21 protein-coding genes are annotated in these 19,656 nt (G+C 70.5%); 16 read left to right on the top strand and 5 right to left on the bottom strand.

Translation table 11 applies throughout. From position 1 onward, the window contains the following. Position 1 precedes the first annotated feature (1 nt). Positions 2-520 (top strand): hypothetical protein, encoded by a 519-nt coding sequence (locus DIZ27_RS09700; RefSeq protein WP_109377934.1) that lies wholly within the window; start codon positions 2-4, stop codon positions 518-520. Then, positions 517-1,398, top strand: a complete 882-nt coding sequence (locus DIZ27_RS09695; RefSeq protein WP_109377933.1) for an SDR family oxidoreductase — start codon at positions 517-519, stop codon at positions 1,396-1,398. Before DIZ27_RS09700 ends, DIZ27_RS09695 begins: the two co-directional genes overlap by 4 nt. Before the next feature lie 26 nt (positions 1,399-1,424). On the opposite strand, the gene DIZ27_RS09690 is transcribed toward DIZ27_RS09695, so the two are convergent. The 3 genes from DIZ27_RS09690 to DIZ27_RS09685 form a co-directional block, all read right to left on the bottom strand. Further along, positions 1,425-2,114: an adenosylcobinamide amidohydrolase gene (locus tag DIZ27_RS09690; protein WP_109377932.1), complete on the bottom strand. Its 690-nt coding sequence runs from the start codon at positions 2,112-2,114 to the stop codon at positions 1,425-1,427. Positions 2,115-2,266: 152 nt separating this feature from the next. Further along, a complete protein-coding gene (locus DIZ27_RS45625) occupies positions 2,267-2,416 on the bottom strand; it encodes a hypothetical protein (protein ID WP_181383461.1) in 150 nt (49 codons plus the stop codon). 105 nt (positions 2,417-2,521) lie between these two features. Beyond that, entirely contained in the window at positions 2,522-3,499 is a 978-nt protein-coding gene (locus DIZ27_RS09685; RefSeq protein WP_375231947.1) for a DUF6745 domain-containing protein, read from the bottom strand. Between the two features lie 143 nt (positions 3,500-3,642). On the opposite strand from DIZ27_RS09685, the gene DIZ27_RS09675 reads away from it, so the two are divergent. Both DIZ27_RS09675 and pgm read left to right on the top strand, forming a co-directional pair. After that, positions 3,643-4,071, top strand: coding sequence for a hypothetical protein (locus DIZ27_RS09675; RefSeq protein WP_109377931.1), 429 nt, complete (start codon positions 3,643-3,645; stop codon positions 4,069-4,071). Between the two features lie 89 nt (positions 4,072-4,160). Next, a complete protein-coding gene (gene pgm / locus DIZ27_RS09670; RefSeq protein ID WP_109377930.1) occupies positions 4,161-5,801 on the top strand; it encodes a phosphoglucomutase (alpha-D-glucose-1,6-bisphosphate-dependent) in 1,641 nt (546 codons plus the stop codon). Between the two features lie 46 nt (positions 5,802-5,847). Here the strand turns inward: pgm and DIZ27_RS09665 are convergent, their stop codons facing one another. Continuing rightward, the gene (locus DIZ27_RS09665; protein WP_109378093.1) at positions 5,848-6,372 is read right to left on the bottom strand and encodes a hypothetical protein; all 525 of its coding nucleotides are present in this window, start codon (positions 6,370-6,372) and stop codon (positions 5,848-5,850) included. Between the two features lie 475 nt (positions 6,373-6,847). Between DIZ27_RS09665 and DIZ27_RS09660 the strand changes: the two genes are divergently transcribed. The 7 genes from DIZ27_RS09660 to DIZ27_RS09630 all read left to right on the top strand — a co-directional run bounded on the left by DIZ27_RS09660 (position 6,848) and on the right by DIZ27_RS09630 (position 13,583). Then, positions 6,848-7,282 carry an AraC family ligand binding domain-containing protein gene (locus tag DIZ27_RS09660; protein WP_109377929.1) on the top strand — a complete coding sequence of 145 codons (435 nt, stop codon included), beginning with the start codon at positions 6,848-6,850 and terminating at the stop codon, positions 7,280-7,282. Positions 7,283-7,354: 72 nt separating this feature from the next. Then, positions 7,355-8,620 carry a glycosyltransferase family 4 protein gene (locus DIZ27_RS09655; RefSeq protein WP_109377928.1) on the top strand — a complete coding sequence of 422 codons (1,266 nt, stop codon included), beginning with the start codon at positions 7,355-7,357 and terminating at the stop codon, positions 8,618-8,620. Beyond that, positions 8,617-9,441, top strand: coding sequence for a transferase (locus DIZ27_RS09650; RefSeq protein ID WP_109377927.1), 825 nt, complete (start codon positions 8,617-8,619; stop codon positions 9,439-9,441). Before DIZ27_RS09655 ends, DIZ27_RS09650 begins: the two co-directional genes overlap by 4 nt. Before the next feature lie 80 nt (positions 9,442-9,521). Next, on the top strand, positions 9,522-9,872 hold the full coding sequence (locus DIZ27_RS09645) for a hypothetical protein (RefSeq protein WP_146228922.1): 351 nt from the start codon (positions 9,522-9,524) through the stop codon (positions 9,870-9,872). 196 nt (positions 9,873-10,068) lie between these two features. Then, entirely contained in the window at positions 10,069-11,799 is a 1,731-nt protein-coding gene (ctaD, locus tag DIZ27_RS09640; RefSeq protein WP_109377925.1) for a cytochrome c oxidase subunit I, read from the top strand. Then, positions 11,796-12,194 carry a cytochrome c oxidase subunit 4 gene (locus DIZ27_RS09635; RefSeq protein ID WP_109377924.1) on the top strand — a complete coding sequence of 133 codons (399 nt, stop codon included), beginning with the start codon at positions 11,796-11,798 and terminating at the stop codon, positions 12,192-12,194. The genes ctaD and DIZ27_RS09635 overlap by 4 nt, the downstream gene beginning before the upstream one ends. Before the next feature lie 129 nt (positions 12,195-12,323). Next, complete coding sequence (locus DIZ27_RS09630) at positions 12,324-13,583, top strand: Ig-like domain-containing protein (RefSeq protein WP_109377923.1); 1,260 nt, start codon at positions 12,324-12,326, stop codon at positions 13,581-13,583. Between the two features lie 38 nt (positions 13,584-13,621). Here DIZ27_RS09630 and DIZ27_RS09625 read toward each other — a convergent pair whose 3' ends face one another. Next, the gene (locus DIZ27_RS09625) at positions 13,622-14,023 is read right to left on the bottom strand and encodes a hypothetical protein (RefSeq protein WP_109377922.1); all 402 of its coding nucleotides are present in this window, start codon (positions 14,021-14,023) and stop codon (positions 13,622-13,624) included. Between the two features lie 200 nt (positions 14,024-14,223). Between DIZ27_RS09625 and DIZ27_RS09620 the strand changes: the two genes are divergently transcribed. The 5 genes from DIZ27_RS09620 to trpD all read left to right on the top strand — a co-directional run bounded on the left by DIZ27_RS09620 (position 14,224) and on the right by trpD (position 19,646). Further along, a complete protein-coding gene (locus tag DIZ27_RS09620; RefSeq protein WP_109377921.1) occupies positions 14,224-14,835 on the top strand; it encodes a heme-copper oxidase subunit III in 612 nt (203 codons plus the stop codon). A 79-nt stretch (positions 14,836-14,914) separates the two neighbouring features. Continuing rightward, positions 14,915-15,727, top strand: a complete 813-nt coding sequence (locus DIZ27_RS09615; RefSeq protein WP_109377920.1) for a c-type cytochrome — start codon at positions 14,915-14,917, stop codon at positions 15,725-15,727. Then, positions 15,724-16,782, top strand: coding sequence for a ubiquinol-cytochrome c reductase iron-sulfur subunit (locus DIZ27_RS09610; RefSeq protein WP_109377919.1), 1,059 nt, complete (start codon positions 15,724-15,726; stop codon positions 16,780-16,782). Before DIZ27_RS09615 ends, DIZ27_RS09610 begins: the two co-directional genes overlap by 4 nt. Next, positions 16,779-18,431: a cytochrome bc complex cytochrome b subunit gene (locus tag DIZ27_RS09605; RefSeq protein ID WP_109377918.1), complete on the top strand. Its 1,653-nt coding sequence runs from the start codon at positions 16,779-16,781 to the stop codon at positions 18,429-18,431. Before DIZ27_RS09610 ends, DIZ27_RS09605 begins: the two co-directional genes overlap by 4 nt. Before the next feature lie 150 nt (positions 18,432-18,581). Beyond that, positions 18,582-19,646 (top strand): anthranilate phosphoribosyltransferase, encoded by a 1,065-nt coding sequence (gene trpD / locus DIZ27_RS09600; protein ID WP_109377917.1) that lies wholly within the window; start codon positions 18,582-18,584, stop codon positions 19,644-19,646. Positions 19,647-19,656: the final 10 nt, after the last annotated feature.

Raw genomic sequence — 19,656 nt, 5'->3', positions numbered from 1 at the left:
GATGACCCGTCACGACGACGGTCCCGACCGCGCGCACCAGCGCCCCGAAGGCGTCAGCCGCGCCACCGTGGAAGCCCTGGGGTCGCTGTCGAAGGCGCTGGAGACCACCGAGCGCGCCCGGGGCCACCTCTACAGCTTCCACCAGCTCACCGGCACCGCCGACCTCGAACTGGACCGGGCGGTCGAGCTTCTTCGCGAGGCCGGGCACCCGGAATGGGCCGAGGCGGTGCGCACACAGGTCCTTGGCCGGAACGTGATTCCCGGCCACTGGACGTTCCAGATCGTCGAGGCCTACGACCACACGTACTACGAGCCGTTCAGGGAATTCGAACGCGCCGCCGTCGAGGAACTCGCCGAAGGGCACGACCACCTCTACGAGGCGGAGATGAAGGAAGCCCGCCGTACCGTCGGTCACCCCGACCACACCGCCCGTCCCGACACCACCCCGGATCCCGGGGTGCGGACGGAGGAGCGCAATCGCGCGGACCGCACCCGAGCATCCCGGAGGGAGGGGCCATGAACGCCAACCCGCTCCACGGCCGCACCGTCGTGGTGACCGGCGCCGCGCGGGGAGTCGGAGCGGCCCTGGCACGCGACCTGTCCCGGCGAGGGGCCCGGCTCGCCCTGCTCGGTCACGAGAAGGCGGCACTGACGTCGGTGGCGGCCGGCCTGCCCACGGCGGCGCTGGTCTGCGAGGTCGACGTCACCGACGATGCCGCCCTCGGCGATGCCGCCGCACTGGTGCGCACGCGCCTCGGCACACCGTCCGTCGTCGTGGCGAACGCGGGTGTCGCGGAAGGCGGCCCGTTCGCCACCTCGGATCCCGCCGACTGGCGCCGGGTCATCGACGTCAACCTGACGGGAAGTGCGGCGACGGCCCGCGCCTTCCTGCCCGACCTGCTGGCGACGCGGGGCTACTACCACCAGGTCGCCTCGCTCGCCTCGATCGGCGCCGCCCCCATGATGAGCGCCTACTGCGCCTCCAAGGCCGGGGTGGAGGCCTTCGCCCACGCGCTGCGGGCCGAAGTGGCGCACCACGGCGTGGCCGTGGGCATCGGATACCTGAACTGGACCGACACCGACATGATCCGTGACGCCGACCAGCACCCCGTGCTGCGGGAACTGCGCGCCCGGATGCCGCCGCCCGCCCGGCGCGTGTACCCGGTGGACCAGGTCGCCGCCCGGCTGGCAGCGGCAGTGGAGCAGCGCAGTACGGCCGTGTACGTGCCCCGCTGGCTGCGCCTGGCTCAGGCGGCGCGCGCCGCGCTGCCGCCCGTGGTGCTGCGGGTCGCGCGGCGGGAGCTGGCCCGCCTGGAGGCCGAGGACCCGATGCGGCACACGGGCCTGCTGGGCGCTGGTGGGGAAGCCGACCGGGTGGCCGCCCGGAGGAACGGGTGATTCCTGGATCAGCCGCGACATCGGCCTCAGGGTGCGGGCGTGGCCTCCCGCACGGCGCGGTGAACGGCCCGCGCCAACCGGGCGCCCCACAGGGAGCGGGGCCCGGCGAAGGCCTGCGGCTCCTCGCCGGGGCGGGGGATGCGGGCGGCGACACACACCGCGTCGGTGGGGGTCCCGGAGCAGTCGTGACCCGCCTCCAGGAGGGCCTGCACCTTTGCCTCCGTGGCCGTGGCCACCGCGTTGACCAGGGCGGCGTCGGTGAGCGGCACCGGCACGGCGACGACGATGTTGATCGTGCCCGGAGCGCCTGTGCCGTCCGTGCCGTCCGTGCCAGCTGCCGGAGCGGCGGCCCAGCCGCGTACCTTGATGCCCGACGTGACGACCGCCTCCGCGCCGCCGTCGTGCGCGCGGGCGTACGACGAGACGTCTGCGGCCGTCATCAGTCCCACTCCCGGACCGCGTGCGCCTGCCCCGGAGGCGAGGGCGGCGAGGTGCCGGTCGGGGTCGGTGCGCCGATAACCGTGGGAGACCTGGGCGTTGAGGACCCAGGCCCGCTCGCCGATGCCGCCGCCCAGTACCGCGCTGCTGATCATCCGCAGGCCCGGCCCCGGAAACCACAGCAAGGCGTGCAGTCGTTCGCCGTCCTCGACACGGGTCAGGCAGCGTGGGCGCAACAGCCCGACGGGTGTGCGGGGCGGCGGGAGGACGGCGGTCACCGGGCGGAACTCCTTGCGGGATCGGGGTCGGCCGATCGTATGCCGGACCGGCCGACCCGGCACGCAAGGGTCCCGCCCAGCCCTCCGCCGGCGTCACCGCTCCCATCGGCCGGACGTCGCCGCGGGCGCGTGCGGAAGGGCGGGGGACACGGTCAAGGGCGACGGTCGCGGAGCTTGCTCAGCAGGCGCTGAGCCTGTGCACGGCGCCGGGGGTCGGCCGCGGCACGCCGTACCTGCTCGGTCGCGCGCTGCCCCTGGGGGCTCCTGGCGAACCGCTTGATGCGCTCCACGATGCCGGGCATGAGGGCTCCTTTCCACGGGCCTGCGCCCTTGTCGTCCTCGGCGTTGCTGTTCTCCTCGCCTACCCCCTGGAGGACGGACTCAGCCCTGTGGACACCTGTGCGGACTCACGTCTGCCTCAGCGGCTCGTACGCCTCGGGGGCCACACCGAACGTCCAGGCCACCCCCTTCCGGGCGGTCCGCGTCGTCGGCGGCACCCGGAGCCAGTACGTGCGACGGGTACCGTCGGGCTCCGGAGTGGAGTTGACGACCTCCACCATCACGACCGCCTCGTCGCCGACGAGTTCGACACGCCAGAGCGTGCCCGTCTCGTCCTGGTGCACGGGCTCGGCCCCGGAGTCGGTCAGATAGCGGTCGTAGCCGTAGTACTCGAGCATCACCCGGCGCAGTTCGGCGTTCTCCTCGGCCCGGATCCGCTCCGGCGTGAGGGTGCGCAGCTCCTTCAGGAAGGCACGCGGCACCGGCATGCCGCGCCAGGCGCACAGGGCGAAGCCGTCGGGGAACTCCAACGCCGGGCCGTCGCCGTGGTCCAGCCGGCCCGCCTCGTCACGGTGCAGGGCGACCGGACGCTCGCACACCACCGCCACCTTCTCGAACGGCCACCACCAGCCGGCGCTGCGGCACACCCGGGCCAGTCCGGCGAGCGGGGACCCGGCGCCGCCGTCCAGGGCGGCCAGCCACGGCGCGTCGTGCTGCCCGAGCAGCGCGTCCAGGAGGACCAGCCGTATCGAGGTACGGGCGTCGGCGTCGCCGGCCTGCCCGAGCACCTGGAACCCGCCCGGCGGCTGCGCGCCGAACTCCCGGAACGGGTGTACCTGTGGGTCAACGCCGCCGAGGGCCACACGTACGACGACGTCGAGGCGGAGGTGTGGACGGCACTGGATCCGCTGTTCGGCTACAGCCGCCGCCCCCACGCCAGCGCGGGCCGGCCCTGCCGCACCGGGGAGTCGGTGATCTCCGTCGACGGGGAGGGCACGGTCCGCCGCTGCCACTTCGTCCGCGCCGAGCTCGGCAACCTCTACGACGGCACCTACCGGCGGGCACTGGGCCCCCGGGCCTGCCCCCTCACCAGCTGCGACTGCCACATCGGCTACGTCCACCTGGAGACACTGCCGCTCTACGACGTGTTCGCGGGCGGTGTCCTGGAACGCATCCCGGCGTCGCCCGCGCGGACCGGTCCGGGCGACCGGGCGGGTTTGCCGTGGGGCTCAGCGGCAAGTCGGTTTCCATGAGTGAACAGAACAAGAGCCCGAATCAGAAGACCACCTCCACCCGGACCGCCGCGTCCAAGGCCCGGAACGCCACGGAGAAGGCGACCGCCCCCGCCGAGCGGACGGCCTCCGACGCCGTCGGCAAGGCGAATGACGCGGCGTCAGCGGCCAGGTCGGGCGCGGAGCGCGCGGCCGAAGCGGCGAACGGCGCCGTGCAGAGCGCGGCCAGGGGAGTCGAGGCGGGCCGCAGGGCGGTCGTCGCCACCTCGGGGCAGGTCGCCGCCACCGCGGTGACCGCCTGGACGGTCCTGTCGAACCGCAAGTTCGTCGCCGCCGGTGTCGGCGCCGGCCTGACCGTACTGAGCGCCGCGTCCTACGCGGTGGGCCGCCGTGCGGGACGCCACACCCAGGGGCCTCTCACGCGGATGACCGGCGGACGCATCTGATCCGGGGCGGTTCCACTCGCGCGGTGCGGCCCCGAAGGGGAAGGATGTGTCCGCAAGCGCACATACAACCCCTGCCAAGGAGTGGGCACATGCAGCACGAGAGAGCGGGCGGCCCGGCCGGCCCCGAGGATCTCGTCGACGTCGCTCGGCTGGTCACGGCGTACTTCGCCGTGCGTCCGGACCCGAAGGAGGCCGGGCAGCGCGTCGCGTTCGGGACGTCCGGGCACCGCGGCTCGTCCCTGGCGGGCGCGTTCAACGAGGACCACATCGCCGCGACCAGCCAGGCCATCTGCGAGTACCGTGCGGGGCAGGGCACCGACGGCCCGCTCTTCCTGGGCGCCGACACCCACGCGCTCTCCGAGCCGGCCAGGGTCACCGCCCTGGAGGTGTTCGCGGCCAACGGCGTCACCGTGCTCATCGACAGCGCCGACGGGTACACGCCGACCCCCGCGGTCTCGCACGCGATCCTCACCCACAACCGGGGCCGCGCCGCGGGCCTCGCCGACGGCGTCGTCGTCACCCCGTCCCACAATCCGCCCGCCGACGGCGGTTTCAAGTACAACCCGCCCAGCGGCGGCCCCGCCGGCTCCGAGGCGACCACCTGGATCCAGGACCGGGCGAACGCCCTGATCAGCGGCGGCCTGAAGGACGTCCGGCGCATCCCCTACGCCCGCGCCCTGACCGCCCCCGGCACCGGCCGCCACGACTTCCTGGGGACGTACGTCGCCGATCTGCCCAGCGCGCTGGACCTGGACGCGATCCGGGCGGCCGGCGTCCGGATCGGTGCCGACCCGCTGGGCGGGGCGTCCGTCGCCTACTGGGGCCGCATCGCCGAACAGCACCGCCTGGACCTCACCGTGGTCAACCCGCTCACCGACCCCACATGGCGGTTCATGACCCTGGACTGGGACGGCAGGATCCGCATGGACTGTTCCTCGCCGCACGCCATGGCCTCCCTCATCGCACAGCGGGACCGCTTCGACATCGCCACCGGCAACGACGCGGACGCCGACCGGCACGGCATCGTCACCCCGGACGCCGGCCTGATGAACCCCAACCACTACCTCGCCGCCGCCATCCACTACCTCTACGCACACCGCGAGCAGTGGCCGTCCGGCGCCGGTGTGGGCAAGACGCTGGTGTCGTCCGCGATGATCGACCGTGTCGCCGCCGACCTGAAGCGCGAACTGGTCGAGGTGCCCGTCGGCTTCAAGTGGTTCGTCGACGGACTGGCGGGTGGCACCCTCGGCTTCGGCGGGGAGGAGTCCGCCGGCGCCTCCTTCCTGCGCCGCGACGGTTCGGTGTGGACCACCGACAAGGACGGCATCCTCCTCGCGCTGCTCGCCTCCGAGATCACGGCGGTCACCGGAAAGACCCCCTCCGAGCACTACGCCGCTCTCACCGCGCGCTTCGGCGAGCCCGCCTACGAGCGGATCGACGCCCCGGCCACCAGGGAGGAGAAGGCCCGTCTGGCGAGGCTCTCCCCGGCACAGGTCACCGCCGACACCCTCGCCGGGGAGACGGTCACCGCGGTGCTCACCGAGGCCCCCGGCAACGGCGCGTCCATCGGAGGCATCAAGGTGACCACGGCCAATGCCTGGTTCGCGGCCCGCCCTTCGGGCACCGAGGACGTGTACAAGATCTACGCCGAGTCCTTCCAGGGCCCCGACCACCTCCGCCGGGTGCAGGAGGAGGCCAGGACGGTGGTCCTGTCGGCGCTGGGCGGCTGAGCGGCCGCGCGTCGCCGGCCACTCGGCACGAGGGACCGGCGACGCCTCAGCCCGCCCGGACCTCCGACGTGGTCGGGGAGGGTGAGGCGAGTCCGGTCGGCGGCGACGTCGCCGTGGGCAGCTCCGCGGGGATGTCCTCCGACTGCTGCAGCACGGTCTCGCCGGGCCCTTGGCGCGCTGTGCCCGCCCCGGTGGACAGCAGGGACCATGCGCCCAGGGCCAGCGCGATCGCGGCGGCCGTGCCGATCACCCGGCAGGCCCGGCGCACTCTGGCCCTGCCGTCCAGGTCCCGCCACGACGGCCCCTCCCACGGGTCCTCGGGGTGCCACAGGTCACCGACGAAGGCCGTGGTGTCGTCCGCCTGTCCCTCCGTGCCGCAGCGGGCGTCGGCGCGCGCCGGCCGCGGCTGCCACCCCGCCGCCCGCTGCGAGGCGGAGGGCTCGACGGGGGCGGAGGCACGAATGGCACGCTCGTTGTCCGTGAGGAACCGCTGCCAGACCTCGTCCGGCAGGGACGGGGTGCCGTCCCCGCCCTCCGGCGTCTCGCCGTTCTCCGGTCGCTGCGCGGTCACGTCCGTTCGTTCCTCTCCGGTGCGGGAGCCCGCCGACGACACCACAGCCGACTCGCACCAGGACCCCGGCAGGATCATTGCACAGTGCAAAATCCGAAGACCAGGGGCCCGACGGCCGAGGTTTTCGCACTTTTCTTCCTTCCTTCGCCCCACCGGACGCACACGTCACACCCGTGGCGCGAGCCGCACTCCGGCAGGCTCCGGACGCGGTGGGGCTCGATGGAACAGCGATGGGGCGTCCACCGGGGGAACGGACGGCTCTCGAGCGCCTCGACACCGCTGGAGCAGCTCATGTCCGATGAGAAACCGCCATCGACCCGGACGGCCCTGCGCCGGATGCCGGTCGTGGTGACGGCGGTGATCGCGTTCGTGGACGTGGCGGTCGGGTCGGCTCGCCGCACTGCCCTCCCGACGCGTCAAATATGCATGCTAGGTTCGTATTTGAGAGGCCCCGCACACAGGACGGTGACACCCCATGACGGCAGACGGCGACGATGCCACCGAGCACGACGGCGACCTCCCGCTGCCGCGGACGCTGTGCGACACAGCAGCGCTGGCGGCGATCGAGGACGCGCCGGCCGGCGCCCTGTGGCGGCTCGCGGAGCCGGGACGGCAGCTCGACGCCAATGTCGTACGCCTCCCGCCCGGCCGACGGGTCGACACCCACCGGGAGCCCGACCTCGACGTCCTCCTGCTGGTCCTGGCGGGCGAAGGCTCGCTGACCGCGCCCGACGGCACGCAGTCCCTGCGCGCGGGCACCCTGATCTGGCTGCCGCACGGCTCCACGCGGAGTCTCGCCGCCGGCGACGAGGGACTGACCTATCTGACCGCGCACCGGCGCCGCCCCGGCCTGCGGATCACGTCACCGGGCGCCGCGAGCCCTTCGGACGGCCCTTCCCGGCAGCGGTGACAAGGCGAAACCGACACCAAAAAAGTAATAACAACAGACAACTTCTGAGCACTTCAGGCGGTCTAGTCCGCCATGAAGATCTCTTTCCTGATTCACAACGCCTATGGGATCGGAGGCACGATCACCACCACGTTCAACCTCGCGGCGGCACTGGCCGAGCGTCATGACGTGGAGATCGTCTCCGTGTTACGGCACCGGGAGCGCCCCCACCTCCCCCCGCACCCCGGAGTGGGGCTGCGGGCCCTGGTGGATCTCAGGCGGGAACGGGACGACCCCCGGCACCGCAGACCGGCAAAGGTGTTCCCCTCGGCCGAATACCGCTACCACCAGTACAGCGAGTTGACCGACCAGCGGATCGTCGAGTGCCTGGAGGGCATCGACGCCGACGTGGTCATCGGAACCCGGCCGGGACTCAATGTGCACCTCGCGCTCCAGGTTCCGCAGCACGTCGTACGCGTCGGTCAGGAACACCTCACCCTCGACAACCACCCGCCGAAACTGCGTACCGTCCTGCGCCGCGCCTACCGGCGGCTCGACGTGCTCACCACCGTCACGGAGGCGGACGCCGCCGCCTACCGGCGCAAGATGCGGCTGCCCGGGGTACGGGTGGAGGCCCTCCCGAACAGCGTCCCCGACCCCGGGCTGCCCGCCGCGGACGGCACCGCCAAGCTGGTGATCGCGGCCGGCCGGCTGGTCCCCGTGAAGCGGTACGACCTGATCATCGAGGCGTTCGCCCGGGTCGCGGCCGAGTACCCGGACTGGCAGCTGCGCATCTACGGCAAGGGCGAGGAACAGGCCGGGCTGCGGCGCCTGATCGAGTCGCTCGGCCTGTGGAACAACGTTTTCCTCATGGGCGCGGCGACCCCCATGGAGGCGGAATGGGTCAAGGGCTCGGTCGGCGTGGCCGCGTCCGACTTCGAGCCGTTCGGCATGACGATCGTCGAGGCGATGCGGTGCGGACTGCCCGTCGTCAGCACCGACTGCCCCTACGGGCCCGGTGAGATCATCAAGGACGGAGTCGACGGCAGACTGGTGCCGGTCGGGGACGCCACCGCCCTCGGCGCGGCCCTGCTGGACCTCGTCCGCGACGACGAACTGCGCCGCCGCATGGGCAGGGCGGCCCTCGGCAACGCCCGCCGTTACGCGCCCGGCCCCGTCGTGGCGCAGGCGGAACGCCTGGCCCGGGAAGCCGTGGCGGCCCGAAGCGCCGGACAGCGCCTCGCACCGGAGGACGGCCGCGAACACCGAGCCCTGGCCGGTCGGGGCCACGCCGCCGCCGACCTCGCCCGCGCCGCCGCGTCCGACGCGCTGCGCACCCTCTGGAAGGGGCGCCGATGAGCACCCGGCGGGACACGGACGACCTGCGTGCCCACTGCACCGTCGACACCGACGGCCGGATCACCTTCCGCCTCCGGCTCCGATCGCCCGGCCGCCCCCGACTGGCGCTGGTGCCACGGCCGAAGAAGAACCGGCCGGAGCGGCCGGCGCACCTCCTCGACCTCGAACCCCACGGCGACGACGGAGAGGTCCGGGCGGTGCTCGCACCGCGACCGGAACTCACGGAGGGCCGCTGGGACGCGTATCTGCTGAGGGAACCGGACGCCGGACGGGAACGGCTGCGCCCCGGCCTGCGGGACCTGCGCGTGCTCGTCGACGGAACACTTCGGGTCGGGCTGCCCCCGGTGGCGGTCCGGGTGCCCTATGCCACGAAGGACGGCTTCCTCGCGGTCCGGGCCTGGCTGCGTACCGCTCATGCGGAGGCCGGTCGGCTCGACCTCACCGACGGTGCGATGACGGTCCGTGCGCGCCTGTACGGCGCCGAACTCACCGATGACGCAGAGGTGTTGCTCCGGCTACGGGGCGACAGGGCCACCGTGCGCGGTTACCGGCCGCGGGCCGAGGGCAACGCGTTCGACTTCTCCGTGCCCTTCGCGGAGTTGACGGCCGCGGCGGCCGGCAACCAGGTCTGGGACGCCTTCCTCCGTCCCGCCGCCGACGCCCCGCTGGTCCGGATCGGCCGGCTCCTCGACGACATGGCCGACCGCAAGACGGTGTGCGTGTACCCGGAGTCCGCGGTCGGCGGAGCCGTCCTGCGCCCCTACTACACCGTCGACAACGACCTCGCCGTCGAGGTGACCGCGGCGGACCGACCACGGTGACCGAGCGATCGTCATGACGACCGGCATCGTTCACCCGCGGCCGCCACGAGCTGCGGGTGCACCGGGTGGTGGGGGCACCGGTGGACTCCCGTGTCACCCACACCGGCTGGGCCACCGGCCCCGACGAGCCGCCTCTCGTCCCTGCACGGCCTGTACGGCTGGGACGGTCCCGCCCCGGTCCTGGTCCGCGCCCCCAGGGCACGGCCTTCACCCGCTGGGCGCTGGTACCACGGCTGACCGGCCGGGCCGGCGGCACGTCCGTCCACGTCAGCCTGGCGAGCCTGACCGCCGCGTCGGCCCCCGGGCCCTTGTCGGAGGCGGTCCGGGAGATCCGGGTGGACGAGGCGGCGATCGAGGCCGGGTGGGCCGACGGCGGAGCCCGCACCCGGATCACGTTCGACCCGGTGGAGGTCGGCCCCGCACAGCGGTGACGCCCGCTGCGCCGAACGGCCCCGTCACCTGGCGGCTCGTCCCGCAGTCCTGGAGAGTCGTCCCGACCGGTGCGTGGGTCGCCGACCGGCCGGCACACACCGCGACGCGCCGGGCGGAGTACGGGTCTTACAACTATGGCCGCGATTGCGGAATCCTGCCGGAGGGATTCTGAGCTTATGAGCAAGGAGCGGAAAAGTGGCGGTGCACAATGCGTCGGACTCACTCGAGTCGGACACTTACGAGGACGAACTACCGGTCCGGCGGAGGCGCCCCGGGAAAGTCGTCGTCGCATGGCTGACCACGACTGATCATAAGACCATCGGCACCCTATATCTCACCACAGCATTCGGATTCTTTGTTTTCGGTGGCATTCTCGCGCTGCTCCTGCGCGCCGAACTGGCCCGGCCGGGTCTGCAGATCGTGTCGAACGAGCAGTACAACCAGGCGTTCACGATGCACGGCACGATCATGCTGCTGATGTTCGCGACGCCGCTGTTCGTCGGCTTCGCGAACTGGATCATGCCGCTGCAGATCGGCGCCCCCGACGTCGCCTTCCCGCGGCTGAACATGTTCTCCTACTGGCTCTTCCTGTTCGGCTCGCTGATCGCACTCAGCGGCTTCCTCACCCCGGACGGGGCCGCCAGCTTCGGCTGGACCGGCTACAGCCCGCTGTCGAACGCGGTCCGCTCACCGGGCCTCGGCTCCGACCTGTGGATCATGGGCCTGGCCTTCCAGGGCTTCGGCACCATCCTGGGCACGGTCAACTTCATCACCACGATCATCTGCATGCGCGCTCCCGGCATGACCATGTTCCGCATGCCGATCTTCACCTGGAACGTGCTGCTCACCGGCGTGCTGGTCCTGCTCGCCTTCCCGGTGCTGGCCGCCGCGCTCCTGGCGCTCGAGTACGACCGCAAGTTCGGCGCAATGGTCTTCGAGGCGTCCAACGGCGGGGCGGTGCTGTGGCAGCACCTGTTCTGGTTCTTCGGCCACCCCGAGGTGTACATCATCGCGCTGCCGTTCTTCGGCATCGTGAGTGAAATCATCCCGGTCTTCTCGCGCAAGCCGATCTTCGGCTATCTGGGCCTGATCGGCGCGACGATCGCGATCGCCGGTCTGTCGGCGACCGTGTGGGCGCACCACATGTTCGCCACCGGCGCGGTGCTGCTGCCGTTCTTCTCCTTCATGACCTTCCTGATCGCCATCCCGACCGGTGTGAAGTTCTTCAACTGGATCGGCACCATGTGGAAGGGCAGTCTCTCGTTCGAGACGCCGATGCTCTGGTCCATCGGCTTCCTGGTGACCTTCCTGTTCGGCGGTCTGACCGGCGTCATCCTGGCCTCGCCGCCGCTGGACTTCCACGTCACCGACTCGTACTTCGTCGTGGCGCACTTCCACTACGTGGTGTTCGGCACCGTCGTCTTCGCGATGTTCGCCGGCTTCCACTTCTGGTGGCCGAAGTTCACCGGCAAGATGCTCGACGAGCGGCTCGGCAAGGTCACCTTCTGGACGCTGTTCATCGGCTTCCACGGCACCTTCCTGATCCAGCACTGGCTGGGCGCCGAGGGCATGCCCCGCCGCTACTCGGACTACCTGGCGGCCGACGGCTTCACCGCGCTGAACACGGTCTCCACCATCGCCTCGTTCCTGCTCGGCATGTCGCTGCTGCCGTTCTTCTACAACATCTGGAAGACGGCCAAGTACGGCGAGAAGATCGAGGTCGACGACCCGTGGGGCTACGGCCGTTCCCTGGAGTGGGCCACCTCGTGCCCGCCGCCGCGGCACAACTTCCTCACCCTGCCGCGGATCCGCTCCGAATCCCCGGCCTTCGACCTGCATCACCCGGAGATCGCCGCCCTCGACCAGCTCGAGAACGCCGGTCACGGTGAGAAGGTCCTCTCCGGCGGCAAGGAGGCCGGCAAGTGAAGATCCAGGGCAAGATGTTCATGTGGCTGAGCCTCTTCCTGCTCGTCGTGGCGGTTGTCTACGGCGTGTGGTCGAAGGAGCCGGCCGGCACCACGGCCCTCTTCCTGGCCTTCGGCCTGAGCATCATGGTCGGCTTCTACCTGGGCTTCACCGCCCGGCGGGTCGACGTGGGCGCGCAGGACAACAAGGAGGCGGACGTCGCCGACGACGCCGGCGAGGTCGGGTTCTTCAGCCCGCACAGCTGGCAGCCGCTCTTCCTGGGCATCGGCGGTGCCCTCGCCTTCCTGTCCATCGCCATCGGCTGGTGGCTGATGTTCTTCGCGATGCCGGTGATCCTGGCCAGCATCTGGGGCTGGACCTTCGAGTACTACCACGGTGAGAACCGCACCCAGTAGCACATGTCGCGCGACGCAGGGCCCGGACACTCCGTCAGGAGTGTCCGGGCCCTGCGTCTGCCACACCGAACATCACTCGTTCGAGTCGCCCGGCGCGCCGGAGTTGACGAGGCTCCCTAGCGTGAGGTCATGAGACGTGATCCGCGCAACCGCACCGTCGTCGGCTGCACGCTGCTGGTGATCGCCCTTGGTGCGGGCGTCGCCGGTTGCTCCGCCGCCGGTGACCCGCTGTCCGCCGAGCCCTACGACGCGGCGGACCAGATCTCCTTCAACGGTCCCACCACCGAGGGCGCGACGGTCGATCCGGACACGCCCCTGGAGGTCGTCGCCGAGGACTCCGACGGGCGCATCACCGACGTCACGGCCGTGGACACCAAGGGCCGCCACGTGGCGGGTGAACTCGCCGCCGACGGCAGCCGCTGGCACAGCACCTCCCCGCTCGTCGCCGACGCGAGCTACACGATCCGGGTGAGCACCGAGGGCGTGGACGGGGCTCCCGGCCGCAAGGTCCTCGCCCTCACCACCGGCAAGCCCGCCACCAAGAGCCTGGGCGTCGTCTTCGGCCCCGAGGCGGGCACCTACGGCGTCGGCCAGCCGCTCACCGCCGAGCTGACCGAGCCGGTCGAGGACCCCGCGCAGCGCGCCGTCGTGGAGCGCGGCCTGAAGGTGTCCTCCACGCCCTCGGTGGAGGGCTCCTGGCACTGGGTGGACGACAAGAAGCTCCACTTCCGCCCGAAGGACTACTGGCCCGAGAACGCCACCGTCCGGGTGCGCAGCACCCTGGAGGGCGTCAGGATCAACGACCGTCTCCGGGGCGGCAGGACCGAACCGCTGACGATCAGGACCGGCGACCGCGTCGTAGCCGTCACCGACGTCGCGGCGCACCGGCTGACGGTCTACAAGGGCGACAAGCAGATCAGGACGATCCCCGTCACCGCCGGCAAACCCGGGTTCGAGACGCGCAACGGCATCAAGGTGGTCCTCGGCAAGGAGCGCACCGTGCAGATGCGCAGCAGCACCATCGGCATAGCCGAGGGCTCCGCCGAGTCGTACGACATGCCCGTCCACTTCGCCACCCGGGTGACCTGGAGCGGCGAGTACGTGCATGCCGCCCCCTGGTCCGTCGGCTCCCAGGGCTACGCCAACGTCAGCCACGGCTGCGTCGGCATGAGCACCGGCGAGGCCGAGTGGTTCTACAACACCGTTCGCAGGGGTGACCTGGTCACGGTCGTGAACTCGGGCGGCGCCGACATGGATCCGTTCGGCAACGGCTTCGGCGACTGGAACCTCAGCTGGACCGACTGGCGCGCGGGCAGCGCCCTGACGGGCGGCGGCGCGGGGGGTCCCGCCCCGGAGGAGAAGGCGCGCCTGCGCCCGCAGCCGGCCTGAGGGCCACCGCGAGCGCCGCGCCGGTGAGGACCGTGCGTTCAGGCGTTCAGGGCGCTCTTCTGCCGCAGCAGGGAGGCGAGGGCCGAGGCGAACTCCACCGGCTCCACCGGCAGCGTCACAGCCGCCTCCGCGCGGCTCCAGGTGGCCAGCCAGGCGTCCTGGGGGCGGCCCATGAGCAGCAGCACCGGCGGGCACTCGAAGATCTCGTCCTTGATCTGCCGGCACACGCCCATGCCGCCCATGGGCGTGGCCTCGCCGTCCAGGACGCAGACGTCGATGCCGCCCCGGTCCAGCTCCTCGAGGACGGCCGGGACGGTCGCGCACTCCAAGAACTCCACGACGGGCGCGTCCGGGGCCGGCCGCCGGCCGGTGGCGAGCCGCACCTGCTCCCGGGTGTTGGCGTTGTCGCTGTAGACCAGCACCGTGGCGGTCGCCTGCATTGTTCCTCCACGCTTCTGAGGGGGCTCGGCATCGTCGGTACCGCGCGTGCCGATGGCGCGGATGCTACCCCTTCGGACAGCTTGTCAACACTGGTTCGGACGTCACTTCGATGGGCCATCCGGGCACTGCAGGAGGGGCGAACACACCGAACGGCACCCCCCGGGGTGAGGGCGGGATAAGCGACCGACATAATGTCGGCGTGGCGACAGCAACGACAGTAGACACCGGGCACGCGCTCCCGTCGGTCAACCGACCGAACCTCACCAGCGTCGGAACCATCATCTGGCTGAGTTCCGAGCTGATGTTCTTCGCGGCCCTCTTCGCGATGTACTTCACCCTGCGATCGGTGACCGGACCCGACTTCTGGTCGAAGCAGGCCGACACCCTGAACTTCCCGTTCTCGGCGACGAACACCACGGTCCTGGTGCTCTCCTCACTCACCTGCCAGCTCGGCGTGTTCGCAGCCGAGCGCGGTGACGTGAAGAAGCTCCGGGCGTGGTTCATCGTCACGTTCATCATGGGCTCGGTCTTCATCGGCGGTCAGGTCCTGGAATACACCGAGTTGGTCAAGCACTACGGTCTGACCATCTCCTCCGACCCGTACGGCTCGGTCTTCTATCTGACCACCGGCTTCCACGGCCTGCACGTTCTGGGCGGCCTGTTCGCCTTCCTGCTGGTCCTCGGCCGGACCTACGCGGCTCGGAGGTTCACCCATGACCAGGCGACGGCGGCCATCGTCGTGTCCTACTACTGGCATTTCGTCGATGTCGTCTGGATCGGCCTCTTCGCCACGATCTACATGATCAAGTAGGCGGGCTCGAATCCGCGCGCTCGAAGAGCGCACCTATCCAGAAGCATCGACGCAGAAAATCCTGACACCGGGGTAATCCGTGAAAAAGCTCTCCGCACGACGACGCCACCCGTTGGCGGCGCTCGTCGTTCTGCTCCTCGCGCTGGCATGCACCGGGGGGCTGTACGCCGTGTTCGCACCCGCGAGCAAGGCGCAGGCCGACGAAACCGCCCAGTCCCTCGCCATCGAGGAGGGCAAGAAGCTCTACGCCGTCGGCTGCGCCAGCTGCCACGGCACCGGCGGTCAGGGCAGCACCGACGGCCCCAGCCTGGTGGGCGTGGGTGCCGCGGCCGTTGACTTCCAGGTGGCCACCGGCCGGATGCCGGCCGCCACCTCGCAGAGCGCGCAGCTCCCGCGGAAGAAGGCCGTCTACAACCAGGCCGAGATCGACCAGCTGGCGGCGTACATCGCCTCCCTGGGCGCCGGCCCGGCCATTCCCACCGAGGAGCAGTACGGCCCCGAGGGCGCCGACATCGCCAAGGGCGGTGAGCTGTTCCGCAACAACTGCGCGCAGTGCCACAACTTCACCGGCAAGGGCGGTGCGCTCACGCACGGCAAGTACGCCCCGAGCCTCGACAACGTGGACCCCAAGCACATCTACGAGGCCATGCTGACCGGCCCGCAGAACATGCCCTCCTTCCCCGACGGTTCACTGTCGGAGCAGAACAAGAAGGACGTCATCGCCTACGTGAACGCGGTCAACGGCAAGGAGACCGACAGTCCCGGCGGCCTGGCGCTCGGCGGGCTCGGCCCGGTCGCCGAAGGTCTGTTCGCATGGATCTTCGGACTCGGCGGGCTGATCGTGATCGCCGCCTGGGTCGCCGCTCGGACCGCAAAGGCCAGGAAGTCATGAGTAGCCAAGAGACTCCCGACGAGAAGCTGCCCGCGGAGCAGGGCGCCGCGCACGGCGCGGTCCGCGTCGCGGACGAGAAGAACCCGTTCGCCGACCCCGGGCTGCCTCCGCACGAGCCCCGGATCCAGGACGTCGACGAGCGGGCCGCCAAGCGGTCCGAGCGTACGGTCGCCCTCCTGTTCACCGTGTCGATGCTGGCCACCGTCGCCTTCATCGCCGCGTACGTGGCGATCCCGATCGACAAGTCGGTCTTCATCTTCCCGCTCGGTCGGATCGGCGCGCTGAACTTCGCGCTCGGTACGACCCTCGGCATCGCCCTGTTCACCATCGGCGTCGGCGCGGTCCACTGGGCCCGCACGCTGATGTCGGACCAGGAGCTCACCGACGAGCGGCACCCGATCACGGCCTCGCCCGAGGTCCGCGAGAAGGTCATGGACGACTTCCGCCAGGGCGCCAAGGAGTCGGCGCTCGGACGGCGCAAGCTGATCCGCAACACGATGTTCGGCGCGCTCGCCCTGTTCCCGCTCTCCGGAGTGGTGCTGCTGCGTGACCTCGGGCCGCTGCCCGAGGACAAGCTGCGCAACACCCTGTGGTCCAAGGGCAAGCTGCTCATCAACATGAACACGAACGAGCCCATGCGGCCGTCCGACATCGCCGTGGGCTCGCTGACCTTCGCCAAGCCCGAGGGCCTGGAGGAGGACCAGCACGGGTTCATGAACGAGATCGCCAAGGCCGCCCTGATGCTCGTCCGCATCCAGCCGGACAACATCAAGGACAAGCAGTCGCTCGAGTGGTCGCACCAGGGCATCCTCGCGTACTCGAAGATCTGTACCCATGTCGGTTGCCCGATCTCCCTGTACGAGCAGCAGACGCACCATGCGCTGTGCCCCTGCCACCAGTCCACCTTCGACCTTGCCGACGGCGCCCGGGTGATCTTCGGTCCCGCCGGACACGCCCTGCCGCAGCTGCGCATCGGTGTGAACGACGAGGGCTACCTCGAAGCGCTCGACGACTTCGACGAGCCCGTCGGTCCTGCATTCTGGGAGCGCGGATGAGTACCACGACCAGCAGCACGAACCCATCGGGCGCGGGACGCTCCCGCGGGAAGGCGCCGGCCGGCGAACGGGTCGCCGACTGGGCGGACAGCCGGCTGGGGATCTACTCCCTGGCCAAGGCCAACATGCGCAAGATCTTCCCGGACCACTGGTCGTTCATGCTGGGTGAGGTCTGCCTCTACAGCTTCATCATCATCATCCTCACGGGTGTGTATCTGACGCTGTTCTTCCACCCGTCGATGAACGAGGTGGTGTACCACGGCAGTTACGTCCCGATGCAGGGACAGCTGATGAGCGAGGCGTACAAGTCGACGCTCGACATCAGCTTCGACATCCGCGGTGGTCTGCTGATCCGGCAGATCCACCACTGGGCGGCGATCGTCTTCCTCGCCGGCATGTTCGTGCACATGATGCGCGTGTTCTTCACCGGCGCGTTCCGCAAGCCGCGTGAGATCAACTGGGTGTTCGGCTTCCTGCTGTTCGTCCTGGGCATGTTCACCGGTTTCACCGGTTACTCGCTCCCGGACGACCTGCTCTCCGGCACCGGTGTCCGCTTCACGCAGGGCGCGATCCTGTCCGTGCCGATCGTCGGCACGTACATCTCGATGTTCCTGTTCGGCGGGGAGTTCCCGGGGACGGACTTCGTCGCCCGGTTCTACTCGATCCACATCCTGCTGCTGCCGGGCATCATGCTCGGCCTCGTGGTGGCGCACCTGATCCTGGTCTTCTACCACAAGCACACGCAGTTCGCGGGTCCCGGCAAGACCAACAAGAACGTCGTGGGCATGCCGCTCCTGCCGGTGTACATCGCCAAGGCCGGAGGCTTCTTCTTCCTGGTCTTCGGTGTGCTGGCCATCATCTCGGCGACCGTGTCGATCAACGCGATCTGGAACATCGGTCCCTACCGGCCGGACATGGTCTCCACCGGGGCTCAGCCCGACTGGTACATGGGCTTCGCCGAGGGCCTGGTCCGTGCCATGCCCGGCTGGGAAGTCAACTTCTGGGGTCACACGCTGGTCCTGGGCGTCTTCATCCCGCTGGCGCTGTTCGGCGTCTTCCTCGCGATGATCGCGCTCTACCCGTTCATCGAGTCCTGGATCACCGGGGACAAGCGCGAGCACCACATCCTGGACCGGCCGCGCAACGCCCCGACCCGTACGGCCTTCGGTGTCGCCTGGGTCACCGCGTACATGATCATGTTGATCGGTGGTGGCAACGACATCGTCGCCACGCACTTCAACCTCTCGATCAACGCGGTCACCTGGTTCGTCCGCATCGGGTTCTTCCTGGGACCGGTCGTCGCGTTCATCGTCACCAGGCGGATCTGCCTCGGCCTGCAGCGCCGGGACAAGGAGAAGGTGCTGCACGGCCGCGAGTCGGGCATCATCAAGCGCCTGCCGCACGGTGAGTTCATCGAGGTCCACGAGCCGCTCAGCCAGGAGCAGCTGCACACCCTCACGGCGCACCACCAGTACGAGCCGGTCGAGATCGGCCCGCTGGTCGACGAGAACGGCGTCGAGCGCAAGGTGAAGCCGGCCGAGAGGCTGCGCGCCAAGCTCAGCAAGGAGTACTACGGCGAGGGGTCCCAGATCCCGAAGCCGACCGTCGAGGAGTACCGGGAGATCACGAGCGGCCACGGCCACCACTGATCACCTGAACCTCGTACGACATCCAAGTCGCCACACGACGGCGAAGGGGCCCCCGTCCGCAGACCGGACGGGGGCCCTTCGCCGTGCTCCGGGCTGGATAAGGTGGGGGGTGAACCCCCTTTACACCTGTCTACGACCCAGGAGCGGCAGATGAGCGCTGTGACCCCCGCAGGAGGCAATACCGCGGCGGACCGCTCCTGGCCCGTCCTGCTGAACGGACTGCTGGACGGACACGACCTGTCCGCCGACGACACGGCCTGGGCGATGGACCTGATCATGCGCGGTGAGGCCACCGACGCGCAGATCGCCGGGTTCGCCGTGTCCCTGCGGGCCAAGGGCGAGACGGTCGACGAGATCGTCGGCTGCGTCCGGGCGATGTACGACCACGCCATCGCGATCGAGGTGCCGGGGGAGACCGTCGACATCGTCGGCACCGGTGGCGACGGCGCCAAGACGGTGAACATCTCCACGATGTCCTCGATCGTCGTCGCGGGCACCGGGGCGAAGGTCGTCAAGCACGGGAGCCGGGCCGCCTCCTCCGCGTCCGGTGCCTCCGACGTCCTGGAGAAGCTCGGCGTCAACCTGGAGCTGACCCCGCAGCGGGTCGCCGAGGTCGCCGAGCAGGCCGGGATCACCTTCTGCTTCGCGGTGAAGTTCCACCCGGCGCTGCGCCATGTGGCCGCCGCGCGAGGACAGCTGGGCATCCGTACGGTGTTCAACTTCCTGGGCCCGCTGGCCAACCCGGCCCGGGTCCGGGCCCAGGCCGTCGGGGTCGCCGACCCGAGGATGGCGCCGATCATGGCCGGTGTGTTCGCCGACCGCGGCCACTCCTCGCTGGTGTTCCGCGGTGACGACGGCCTCGACGAGCTGACGACCACCGGCACCTCGCGGGTGTGGGTGGTCCGGGACGGCAAGGTGACCGAGGAGCACTTCGACCCGCGGGACGTCGGCATCGAGCCCGTGCCGCTGGAGGCGCTGCGCGGCGCCGACGCCTCGTACAACGCCGAGGTCGCCCGGCGGCTGCTGGACGGCGAGCGGGGCCCGGTGCGGGACGCGGTGCTGCTGAACTCGGCGGCGGCGCTGGTGGCGCTGAAGCCGGGCGCCGGGACCCTGGCGGAGCAGATCCGGGCGGGGATGGCCGAGGCCGCCGAGTCCATCGACTCGGGAGCCGCCAAGCGGGTCCTGGAGCACTGGGTGGCGGTCAGCAACGCGTGAACCGCCGCCG

This window comes from Streptomyces sp. NWU339 (assembly GCF_003143855.1).
Classification (GTDB): Bacteria; Actinomycetota; Actinomycetes; order Streptomycetales; family Streptomycetaceae; genus Streptomyces.
The sequence above is the reverse complement of the archived record's forward strand: the minus strand, read 5'-3'. Positions and strand labels throughout refer to the sequence as shown.